Below are 11,368 nucleotides of genomic sequence, written 5' to 3' on the forward strand. Positions count from 1 at the left end.
CCGGACGCCGAGGAGCACCGTGCCGCCGCCGAGCGCGGCTGCTGGGTGGCGGGCCTGCACTGGCGGGGCGAGCCCGCCCTGGCCGGGCACTCGGACGCGGACGTCGCCGCGCACGCCTGCTGCGACGCCCTGTTCTCCGCCGCGGGGATCGGGGACCTGGGGCAGCACTTCGGCACCGGCCGGCCGGAGTTCGCCGGCGCCTCCGGCTGCACGCTGCTGGCCGAGGCTGCCCGGCTGGTCCGGGAGGCCGGCTACGAGATCGGCAACGTCGCGGTGCAGGTGGTGGGCAACCGGCCGAAGATCGGCACCCGCCGTGCGGAGGCGCAGGCCGCGCTCTCCGCGGCCGCCGGCGCCCCGGTGTCCGTCTCCGGCACCACCACGGATCGTCTGGGCCTCACCGGCCGGGGCGAGGGGGCGGCCGCGATCGCCACGGCGCTGGTGTACCCGCGGGACGCCCGCTGACGGCCCCGTCCCGCCAACCCCCGCACCCCGATAGGATCGGGGACCGTGGCACAGCGTTTCTATGACACCCAGGCAGCCCAGGTCCGCGACTTCGTCCCCGTGCGGGAGGGGGAGGCGTCGGTCTACTACTGCGGCGCCACCGTGCAGGGCATGCCCACGTGGGCCATGTGCGCAGCGCCATCGTCTTCGACGTCCTGATCCGCTGGCTGGAGGCCTCCGGACTCAAGGTCACCTCGGTCCGCAACGTCACGGACATCGACGACAAGATCCTGGACCGCTCCGCCGCGTCCATGGAGGAGGGCTTCGAGGCCTCCCACCTGTACCCGGCCCGCGAGCAGTGGTGGGCGCTGGCCTACCGCTTCGAGAAGGCGTTCGACGCCGCCTACCTGGCCCTCGGCGTCCGCCGCCCGACCTACGAGCCGCGCGCCACCGGCCACGTGACCGAGATGTTCGCGCTCATCCGGCGCCTGATGGACCGCGGCCACGCCTACCCCGCCTCGGACGGCTCCGGGGACGTGTACTTCGACGTCCGCTCCTTCGAGGCCTACGGCTCCCTCACCCGTCAGCGGGTGGAGGACATGCAGGACGCCCCGGACGCGGACCCGCGCGGCAAGCGCGACCCCCGCGACTTCGCCCTCTGGAAGGGCGCGAAGCCCGGCGAGCCTCAGACCGCCCAGTGGGACTCCCCGTGGGCCGCGGCCGCCGGGCGTGGCACCTGGAGTGCTCCGCGATGGCCACGAAGTACCTCGGCGCCGAGTTCGACATCCACGGCGGCGGCCTGGACCTGCGCTTCCCGCACCATGAGAACGAGCTGGCCCAGTCCTCGGCCGCCGGGGACCCGTTCGCGCGCTTCTGGCTGCACAACGGCCTCGTCACCTACGAGGGCGAGAAGATGTCCAAGTCCCTCGGCAACACCATCTCCCCGGAGGAGATGATGCAGATGGCCCGCCCGAAGGCCGTCCGCTACTTCCTGGGCCAGGCGCACTACCGCTCGCAGCTGGACTACCGCCCGGGCGCCCTGGACGAGGCCGAGGCCGCGGTGGAGCGCATCGAGAACTTCGTGTCCCGCGCCGTCGCGCTCCTGGGGGACTCCGCCCCGCTGCACGACGACGGCACGCCCCTGGGCGCGCACGTCCCCGCCGCCTTCCGGTCGGCCATGGAGGACGACCTCAACGTCCCGCAGGCGCTCGCCGTGCTGCACGAGGCCGTCCGGGCCGGCAACTCCGCCCTGGCCGCGCAGGACGCCGAGGCCGTGGCCGCCCGGTACGCGGAGGTCATCGCCATGACCGGCATCCTCGGCCTGGACGACGTCCCCGAGGGCGCCGCCGGTGCCGCCGGCCCGGCAGCCGACGCCCTGGACTCGCTGGTGCGCTCGCAGATCGAGGCGCGTGCACAGGCCCGGGCGGAGAAGGACTGGGTCACCGCGGACCGGATCCGGGACGCCCTGACCGCCGCGGGCATCGTGGTGGAGGACGGCGCGGACGGCGCCACCTGGCGCCTGGAGGGCTGAGCCGGGCGCCCGCCGGAGGCGGAGGCGAGCGCTACTAGACTGGCCGTCGAATGCCCAGCCGGGCGGCCGTCGTCGTGCCCGGACCCGCAAGACTCCCGTAAGGAGACGCCATGTCGTCCGCACCCCGCTCCGGCGGTTCCCGCAAGCCCAAGGGCAAGAAGGGCCCCGTCAAGGGCACCGGCGGCCACGGCCGCAAGGCGCTCGAGGGCAAGGGCCCCACGCCGAAGGCCGAGGACCGCCCGTACCACAAGGCGTACCGCAACAAGCAGCTCGCAGAGCGCTCGGCCGCCAAGCGCCCGGCGCCGCAGCGTCGGCAGCGCTCTTCCACCGCGGACGAGACGGTCTCGGGCCGCAACCCGGTGGTCGAGGCGCTGCGCGCCGGCATCCCGGCGAAGGCGCTGCACGTGGCCACCCGCATCGAGGTGGACGACCGCGTGAAGGAGGCCCTGCGGCAGTGCGCCGAGCAGGGCATCCCGGTCATGGAGAACACCAAGCCGGAGCTGGACCGCATGTCCGGCGAGGCCATCCACCAGGGCCTGGTCCTGCAGATCCCGCCGTATGACTACGCGGACGCCCTGGACCTGGCGCGCACCACGCTCCAGAAGCACGAGGCCGGGCACCTGCGCACGCCGCCGCTGCTCATCGCGCTGGACGGCATCACGGACCCGCGCAACCTGGGTGCCATCATCCGTTCCGGCTCCGCGTTCGGCGCGGACGGTGTGATCGTCCCGTCCCGGCGCTCGGTGGGCGTCACGGCCACCGCCTGGCGGACGTCCGCCGGCGCGGCCGCCCGCGTGCCGGTGGCGCAGGCCGGCAACCTCAACACCACGCTGGCTGAGCTGCACCGCATGGGCTACTTCGTGCTCGGCCTGGACGGCGGCGGGGACGTGTCCCTGCCGGGCCTTCAGCTGGCCACCGAGCCACTGGTGCTGGTGGTCGGCGCCGAGGGCAAGGGCCTGTCCCGCCTGGTCCGCGAGCACTGCCAGCAGATCGTGTCCATCCCGATCGACTCGTCCATGGAGTCCCTGAACGCCTCGATGGCCGTGGGCATCTCGCTGTACGAGATCTCGGTGCAGCGCGCCGGTGGTCGGAATGCCGCGGCGGGTGCCGATTCCTGACGTTTCGTCCACGTATGCCGTGTGAACCGCGTCACGGTGTCCCGAACCTGTGCGTCAGGTTGTATGTTGTGCACATCACATCGCACGATGTGACCCACTGCGGGCCGGACCACCGTCTCCGGCATCGGCCCGCAGCGCTCGCACACCACGGTCGCGCGCTACCCTGACCGCCTGAGGACACTTCCCATGAAGAGGACCGCATCCCCGCTCCGCATCACCGCCGCCATGGCCGTGCTGGCCCTCGGCCTCACCGCCTGTGGCGACTCCGGCTCCGGCTCGGGCGAGGCCGGCGGCGACGGCCCCTACAAGGTCGGCATCGCCCAGCTCACCTCGCACCCGGCGCTGGACGCCACCGCCGAGGGCTTCCAGGAGGCCTTCGAGGAGGCCGGCCTGGAGGTCGAGTTCGACCTGCAGAACGCCCAGGGCGAGGTGGCGACCGCCAACTCGATCGCCAACACGTTCGCCTCGGACGGGGACATCGACCTGGTGGCCCCCATCGCCACCCCCGCCGCGCAGGCCGCCGCCACGGCGGTGAAGGACAAGCCGGTCGTCTTCATGGCCGTCACGGATGCGGTCGGCGCCGGCATCGTGCAGGACGTGGAGAAGCCGGGCGGCAACGTCACCGGCCAGTCGGACCGCAACCCGGTGAAAGAGCAGCTGCAGCTGCTGCTGGACGTCAAGGAGGACGTCAAGACCGTCGGCATCGTCTGGAACTCCGGCGAGGCCAACTCGAAGTCCCAGGTGGAGCAGGCCAAGGAGGCCGCGAAGGAGCTGGGCATCGAGATCAAGGACGTCACCGTCACCAACTCCTCCGAGGTCCAGCAGGGCGTCCAGTCCCTCAAGGACGTGGACGGCATCTACGTGCCCACGGACAACGCCGTGGTCTCCGCCCTGGAGTCCGTGATCTCCTTCGGCCAGGAGAACGAGATCCCGGTGATCTCCGCGGACACCGACTCCGTGGAGCGCGGCGCCCTGGGCACCTACGGCATCGACTACGAGCAGCACGGCAAGCTCGCCGGCGAGATGGCCGTCAAGATCCTCAAGGACGGCGAGGACCCGGCGTCCATGACGGTCGGCTTCGCCCCGGAGGACGCCCTGGAGCTGGTCGTCGCGCCGGAGAACGCCGAGAAGTTCGGCGTGGAGATCCCGCAGGAGGTCCTCGACCGCGCGGACGAGACCATCGACTGATCCACCCTCCCGCTCGCACCGGGTGCGGCCCTGACAGGACCGGTTCCTGGCAGGGCCGCCCCCGTGTGAGAGACCCCGGCGGCACGACGACGGCCGCGCGCCCGGGCAGGGTGCCTCCCCGTCGCCTCGGGCCGCTCCCCAGAAAGGCTTCGCGCATGATCTCAGCGCTCGAACTGGGTCTGATCTACGCCGTGATGGCACTCGGCGTGTACCTGACCTTCCGCATCCTCAACTTCCCGGACCTCACGGTCGACGGGTCCTACACCTCCGGCGCCGCCACCGCGGCGATCCTGATCACCAACGGCACCCACTGGGCGCTGGCCATGGCGGCCGCGTTCGTCGTCGGCACCCTTGCGGGGCTCATCACGGGCCTGCTGCACACCAAGGGCAAGATCGACGGGCTGCTGGCTGGCATCCTGACGATGATCGCCCTGTACTCGATCAACCTGCGCATCATGGGCGGGGCGAACATCCCGCTGCTCGGCCAGGACACCCTGTTCTCCGGCCTGGCCGAGTTCGGCATCGGCCGCAACTGGCAGTCCGTGGTGGTCCTGTTCCTCGGCGTCTTCGTCCTCAAGCTGATCCTGGACTGGTTCCTGCACACGGACATGGGCCTGGCGCTGCAGGCCACCGGTGACAACGAGGAGATGATCCGCTCCTACGGCGTCTCCACGGACCGGATGAAGATCCTCGGCCTGATGCTCTCCAACGGCCTGGTCGCTCTCTGCGGTGCCGCGATGGCCCAGTACCAGGGCTTCTCGGACATCTCGATGGGCATCGGCCTCATTCTGGTGGGCCTGGCCTCGGTGATCGTGGGCCAGGCGATCTTCGGCACCCGCACCGTGTTCATCGCGACCTTCGCGGTGATCGTGGGGGCCGTCCTGTACCGCGTGATCATCCAGCTGGCCCTGAACGCCGGCCTCAACCCGAACGACATGAAGCTGATCTCCGCCGCCCTCGTGGTGATCGCCCTGCTGCTGCCGCAGTTCGGCTTCGCCAAGCGGCTGAGCATCCGGTCCAAGGCCACCGCGGACACGTCCTCGCCCCAGGCCGCGGCCGACGAGGCCGACGCCCCGACCACGCAGGAGGTCACCCGTGCTTGAGATCCGCGACGTCTCCAAGACGTTCTTCCCGAACACCGTCAACGAGCGCAAGGCGCTGCGCGGCATCGACCTGCACCTCGGCGAGGGCGACTTCGTCACCGTCATCGGCTCCAACGGCGCCGGCAAGTCGACCATCCTGAACACGATCGCCGGCAAGCTGTCCCCGGACACCGGTTCGGTGTCCGTGGGCGGCCGGGACGTCACCCGGATGCCGGACCACCGCCGGGCGCAGTGGATCGGCCGCGTGTTCCAGGACCCGACGGCCGGCACCGCGCCGAACCTGACGATCCAGGAGAACATGGCCCTGGCCTATCGCCGCGGCCATGCCCGTGGCCTGGCCGCCGGCGTCTCGAAGTCCCGCAAGGACCTGTTCCGTCAGGAGCTCACCAAGCTCGAGCTGGGTCTGGAGGACCGCCTCACCACCAAGGTGGGCCTGCTCTCCGGCGGCCAGCGTCAGGCGCTGTCCCTGCTCATGGCGACCTTCTCCGGTCCGAAGATCCTGCTGCTGGACGAGCACACCGCGGCGCTGGACCCGTCCCGGGCCGAGCTGGTGACCCGCCTGACCGAGCAGGTCGTGGCGGAGCACCGCCTGACCACGCTGATGGTCACGCACAACATGGACCAGGCGCTGCAGGTCGGCAACCGGCTGATCATGATGCACGACGGCCAGATCATCCTCGAGCTGGACGAGCAGGAGAAGGCTGGCAAGACCGCCCAGGACCTGCTCGCCGAGTTCGGCAAGATCAAGGGGGCCGTGGTGGACGACAAGACCATGCTCCAGTGACCCGCCCCGTCCCCGCCGCGGGGACGGAGGACACGGAGGGGCCCGGGCGGCGGGTGCCGTCCGGGCCCTCCGTGTCCGGGACGGACACCGTCTCCACGGTCCGGCCCCTGTTCCCGCGGCCCCCTGCCGCGGGGTAGCGTTTCCAGCGTGGAGAAGCCTCAGAACGTCGCCGTGTCCGCCGATCGTCCGGTCTCCGTCTCCGGAGCCCGGCCCGTGACCCTCACGGGCCGCATCCCCGTCACGGAGGTGGAGCCGGTCGTCGAGGGCGGCCGCTTCCCGGCCAAGGCCGTGGTGGGGGAGGACGTCCCCGTCCGCGCCACCGTCTTCCGTGAGGGCCATGACGGGCTCGGCGCCACGGCCCGCCTGATCGACCCGGACGGCGCCGAGGTGCAGCGCGTCCACATGCGCCCCGGGCGTCCCGGCATGGACGAGTTCCTGGCCACCCTCCGTCCGTCCCGGACGGGCCTACATCACTTCGTGGTGGAGGGATGGACGGACCCGGTGGGCACCTGGCACCACGCGGCCGCGGTGAAGATCGCCGCGGGCGTGGACGTGGAGCTGATGCTGGACGAGGGCGAGGCCCTGTTCGCCCGCGCCGCCGAGGATGAGACCCGCTCCGAGCGGGACCGTGCGCTCTTCGAGGCCGCCGCCCGCGGGCTCGCGGACACCTCCCCGGGACCCGGCCGAGCGTCTGGCCGCCGCCGAGGACCCGGACCTGGCCGCCGCGCTCGCCGAGCGCCCGATCCGCGAGCTGCTCTCCAGCTCGGAGGAGTGCCCGCTGGACGTTCAGCGGGACCTGGCCGGCCGCGGCGGCTGGTACGAGTTCTTCCCGCGCTCCGAGGGCGCCCGGTTCGACGAGGCCACCGGCACCTGGCACTCCGGCACCTTCGCCACCGCGGCCGAGCGCATCCCGGCGGTGGCCGCCATGGGCTTCCAGGTGCTCTACGTCCCGCCGATCCACCCGATCGGCCACGCCCACCGCAAGGGCCCGAACAACACGCTGACCGCCGGCGAGCAGGACCCGGGCTCGCCCTGGGCCATCGGCGCCGAGGCCGGCGGCCATGACGCGGTGCACCCGGATCTCGGCACGCTGGAGGACTTCGACGCCTTCGTCGCAGCCACCCGGGAGAACGGCCTCGAGCTGGCCCTGGACCTGGCCCTGCAGTGCGCCCCGGACCACCCGTGGGTGACGGAGCACCCGGAGTGGTTCACCACCCGGGTGGACGGCACCATCGCGTACGCGGAGAACCCGCCGAAGAAGTACCAGGACATCTACCCGCTGAACTTCGACAACGACCCGCAGGGCCTGGCCGACGCCGTCCTCGAGGTGGTGCGCGGCTGGGTCGCCCGCGGGGTGCATATCTTCCGTGTGGACAACCCCCACACCAAGCCCCTGTGGTTCTGGGAGTGGCTGATCGCGAAGGTCCGTGCGGAGACCCCGGAGGTCGTGTTCCTGGCCGAGGCGTTCACCCGCCCGGCGATGATGCACGCCCTTGGCCGGATCGGCTTCCAGCAGTCCTACGGCTACTTCACCTGGCGGAACACGCGGGAGGAGCTCGCGGAGTACCTGGAGGAGATCACGTCCGAGACGGCCGGGTTCTACCGGCCGAACTTCTTCGTGAACACCCCGGACATCCTCACCGAGTACCTGCAGCGCGGCGGTCCCGGCGCCTTCCGCATCCGCGCTGTGGTGGCCGCGATGTCCAACCCGCTGTGGGGCGTCTATGCCGGCTTCGAGCTGTTCGAGCACGTGCCGCGCCCGGGCGCGGAGGAGTACATCGACTCCGAGAAGTACGAGTACCGTCCGCGTGACTGGGCCGGTGCGGAGGCCGCGGGCCAGTCCCTCGCCCCGTACCTGACCCGGCTCAACGAGATCCGTGCGCAGCATCCGGCGCTGAGGGACCTGCAGAACCTGACCCTGCACTCGTCCACCCACCCGGAGGTCCTCGTCTTCTCCAAGCGCCGTGCCGCGGCACCGGAGGGCACGCACGCCGAGGCGGAGGCCGTCTCGGACGCCCCGGCCGGCACCCCGGACGACGTCGTCCTGGTGGCCGTGGCCTGCGACCCGCACCATGTCTCCGAGGCGTCACTGGACCTGGACTTCGAGGCGCTCGGGGTCCGCGAGCAGGACCGGGACGAGCACGGCCGCATCGAGGTCGAGGACCTGCTGACCGGTCAGCGCTGGCACTGGGACGAGCGTCCCTACGTCCGCCTGGACCCGTGGGAGGAGCCGGCCCACATCCTGCGGATCGTCCGCCGCTGAGGCGGGTGGCCGTCGTCGTGGGACATCCCTTCCCGACGACGGCCCCGCACCCGACGCGGACCGGCACCGTCCGGTGCCCCGCCGCCCACCGTCCGTCGAATCCCGAGAGGACCGCATGAGCACCCCGACCCCCGCCCCGCTTCCCGTCGAGAAGGAGCTGCTGGCCGCCGTCGCTGGCGGGCGTCACCACGCCCCGCACGACGTGCTGGGCGCGCATCCCCACCCGGACGGCACGGCGGTCACCTACCGGGTGCTGCGGCCGCTGGCCGGCACCGTGGAGGTCGTCCGCACGGGAGACGGCGTGCGCGTGGAGCTCGCGCACGAGCTGGACGGCGTGTTCGTGGGCGTCGGGCCGCTGCCCGCGAAGGCCGGCGTCACCGTCGGCGACTACCGCGTGCACGTGGCGTATCCCAGCGGTGAGGACGGACCGCTGGGCGAGGTGCTCGTGGAGGACGACCCGTACCGGCACCTGCCGACCGTCGGGCAGGTGGACCTGCACCTGATCGGCGAGGGCCGGCATGAGCGGCTCTGGGACGCGCTGGGAGCGCGGGTGCGCTACGGGGAGGACGGGGCCGTCGTCGGGGCCGCCTTCGCCGTGTGGGCGCCGAACGCGCGCGCGGTCCGGCTGGTGGGGGACCACAACGGCTGGAACGGACGGCTGCAGGCGATGCGGAGCCTGGGCTCCTCCGGTGTGTGGGAGATCTTCGTGCCGGGCGTGGGCCACGGTGTCCGCTACAAGTACGAGATCCTCGGCGCGGACGGGCACTGGCGGCAGAAGGCGGACCCGCTGGCCCGCTGGACCGAGGTGCCGCCTGCCACCGCCTCGCGGGTGTGGGACTCGGAGTACACCTTCGCCGACGACGCCTGGATGCGCCGCCGTGCGGAGACGGACCCGCACGAGCAGCCGCTGAGCGTCTACGAGGTCCACCTGGGCTCCTGGCGTCCCGGTCTGGGGTACCGGGAGCTGGCCGAGCAGCTGGTGGAGTACGTGACCTGGCTGGGCTTCACGCACGTGGAGTTTCTGCCGCTGGCCGAGCACCCGTTCGGCGGCTCCTGGGGCTACCAGGTGACGGGCTTCTATGCGCCGACCTCCCGGTTCGGCTCCCCGGACGAGTTCAAGCACCTGGTGGACGCCCTGCACGCGGCGGGCATCGGGGTGCTCATGGACTGGGTGCCGGCCCACTTCCCCAAGGACGACTTCGCGCTCGGCCGCTTCGACGGCACGGCCCTGTACGAGCACCCCGACCCGCGCCGCGGCGAGCACCCGGACTGGGGCACCTACGTCTTCGACTTCGGCCGCAACGAGGTGCGCAACTTCCTGGTGGCCAACGCCCTGTACTGGCTGGAGGAGTTCCACATCGACGGCCTGCGCGTGGACGCGGTGGCCTCGATGCTCTACCTGGACTACTCGCGCAACGAGGGGGAGTGGGAGCCCAACGTGCACGGAGGGAACCACAACCTCGAGGCGATCGACTTCCTGCGCGAGGCGAACGCCGCCGCCTACCGGACGCATCCGGGGATCCACATGATCGCGGAGGAGTCCACAGCGTTCCAGGGCGTCTCCGCCCCGGTGGACGCCGGCGGACTGGGCTTCGGCAAGAAGTGGAACATGGGCTGGATGCACGACACCCTCGCCTACCTGTCCGAGGACCCGGTGAACCGGTCCTGGCATCACGGGCAGTGGACGTTCTCCATGGTGTACGCGTACTCGGAGAACTACGTGCTGCCGCTGTCCCATGACGAGGTGGTGCACGGCAAGGGCTCGCTGCTGACGAGGATCCCGGGTGACCGGGCGGCACAGCTGGCCACGCTGCGTGCCTACTTCGCCTACATGTGGGCACACCCGGGCAAACAGCTGCTGTTCATGGGCGGCGAGTACGCCCAGCCCTCCGAGTGGTCCGAGGGCGCCGGGCTGGACTGGCCGGTCTCCTGGGCACCGGAGCATCGGGGCGTGCAGCTGACGGTGCGGGAGCTGAACAGGCAGTACGCGCAGACGCCGGCGCTCTGGTCCGCGGACCACGACCCGGCCGGCTTCGACTGGATCGGAGGGCGGCGCGCCCAGGACAACCTGCTCGCCTTCGTCCGCCATGCGGGTCCGGGGCACGACGACGGCCGCGACCTCGTGTGCCTCACGCACCTCTCGGGAGCCGAGCGCCAGGGCTACCGGCTGGGCGTGCCCGCGCCGGGGGAGTGGGAGGTGGTGCTGGACACCTCCGATCCGCTCTTCGGGGGGAGGGCCGCTGAGGCAGAGGGTGCGGACGGCCTTCCGGGCTCGGCCCGGGCAGACCAGGTGCTGACGACCGAGCCGGTCGCGTGGCACGGCCAGGAGCAGTCGGTGGTGGTGAACGTGCCGCCGCTGACCACGCTGTGGCTGCGTCCCAGGCAGGGCTGAGCCCTCGCCGGCTGAGCCGCACGGCCGAGGATGTGACCGACCACACGAGAGCCGAGGAGGACCGCGCCGGCCACGAGAAGCGCCCAGGACGGCAGGAATCCGCGGAATCATGCGGGACGGTCACCCGTGGTCGCGGCGGCACCCCCGATTTTGCGTGGTGGGTCGGTTGTGTGTAGAGTTCTTTCTCGTGCTGAGGCGCGGAACGGAAGTTCTCAAGCGCCGGGGTGAACACCACGGTCTCCGTGGAAAACATGAGAGACAAGCGGGTTTTGGCCGTGATCACTGCAGCATGCCGTTCATTTCCTTGCGGGGGTGGATGGTGATTCCTGAAGAGTCGATCGTCTGGTGTGACTGGGTCGGTCCGGTGTGGTAGGGTCGTCGAGGCCTCTCCTGAGGGTCGGTCTGGTTGGACTGTGGATCCGTGTGCTGCTGGTTGTTGCCGGCGGCTGGGTTTGACAGTGGCCGGGTTGATGGTGGTAAGGTTTTTCCTTGTCTGCCTGATCGGTTGGTGAATGGCTTCGGAACACGAAGTTGACACGGACTGAACT

At 71.3% G+C, this 11,368-nt stretch carries 6 protein-coding genes and 2 pseudogenes; all 8 read left to right on the plus strand.

Features of this window, described 5'->3' with window-relative positions; all coding sequences use genetic code 11:
• The coding region (gene ispF, locus AC2W7A_RS04670) for a 2-C-methyl-D-erythritol 2,4-cyclodiphosphate synthase (protein WP_485990335.1) at positions 1-462 on the plus strand (462 nt) is incomplete at its 5' end.
• Positions 463-507: 45 nt separating this feature from the next.
• Positions 508-1,972 (plus strand): annotated as a pseudogene (gene cysS / locus AC2W7A_RS04675) (cysteine--tRNA ligase).
• 110 nt (positions 1,973-2,082) lie between these two features.
• Complete coding sequence (gene rlmB, locus AC2W7A_RS04680) at positions 2,083-3,090, plus strand: 23S rRNA (guanosine(2251)-2'-O)-methyltransferase RlmB (protein ID WP_485990336.1); 1,008 nt, start codon at positions 2,083-2,085, stop codon at positions 3,088-3,090.
• A 186-nt stretch (positions 3,091-3,276) separates the two neighbouring features.
• Entirely contained in the window at positions 3,277-4,278 is a 1,002-nt protein-coding gene (locus AC2W7A_RS04685; protein WP_485990337.1) for an ABC transporter substrate-binding protein, read from the plus strand.
• Positions 4,279-4,433: 155 nt separating this feature from the next.
• A complete protein-coding gene (locus AC2W7A_RS04690; RefSeq protein ID WP_485990338.1) occupies positions 4,434-5,381 on the plus strand; it encodes an ABC transporter permease in 948 nt (315 codons plus the stop codon).
• Positions 5,374-6,165 (plus strand): ABC transporter ATP-binding protein, encoded by a 792-nt coding sequence (locus AC2W7A_RS04695; RefSeq protein WP_485990339.1) that lies wholly within the window; start codon positions 5,374-5,376, stop codon positions 6,163-6,165. Before AC2W7A_RS04690 ends, AC2W7A_RS04695 begins: the two co-directional genes overlap by 8 nt.
• Positions 6,166-6,336: 171 nt before the next feature.
• A pseudogene (locus tag AC2W7A_RS04700) lies at positions 6,337-8,428 on the plus strand (alpha-1,4-glucan--maltose-1-phosphate maltosyltransferase).
• Positions 8,429-8,543: 115 nt separating this feature from the next.
• The gene (glgB, locus tag AC2W7A_RS04705; RefSeq protein WP_485990340.1) at positions 8,544-10,820 is read left to right on the plus strand and encodes a 1,4-alpha-glucan branching protein GlgB; all 2,277 of its coding nucleotides are present in this window, start codon (positions 8,544-8,546) and stop codon (positions 10,818-10,820) included.
• The last annotated feature ends 548 nt before the right edge of the window (positions 10,821-11,368 follow it).

The organism is Micrococcus sp. LASM2_SD2, assembly GCF_057364565.1.

Excerpts from the sequence above, each read along its gene's own strand:
- rlmB (WP_485990336.1), top strand. The coding sequence starts at position 2,083 with ATGTCGTCCGCACCCCGCTCCGGCGGTTCCCGCAAGCCCAAGGGCAAG.
- AC2W7A_RS04685 (WP_485990337.1), top strand. The coding sequence starts at position 3,277 with ATGAAGAGGACCGCATCCCCGCTCCGCATCACCGCCGCCATGGCCGTG.
- AC2W7A_RS04690 (WP_485990338.1), top strand. The coding sequence starts at position 4,434 with ATGATCTCAGCGCTCGAACTGGGTCTGATCTACGCCGTGATGGCACTC.
- glgB (WP_485990340.1), top strand. The coding sequence starts at position 8,544 with ATGAGCACCCCGACCCCCGCCCCGCTTCCCGTCGAGAAGGAGCTGCTG.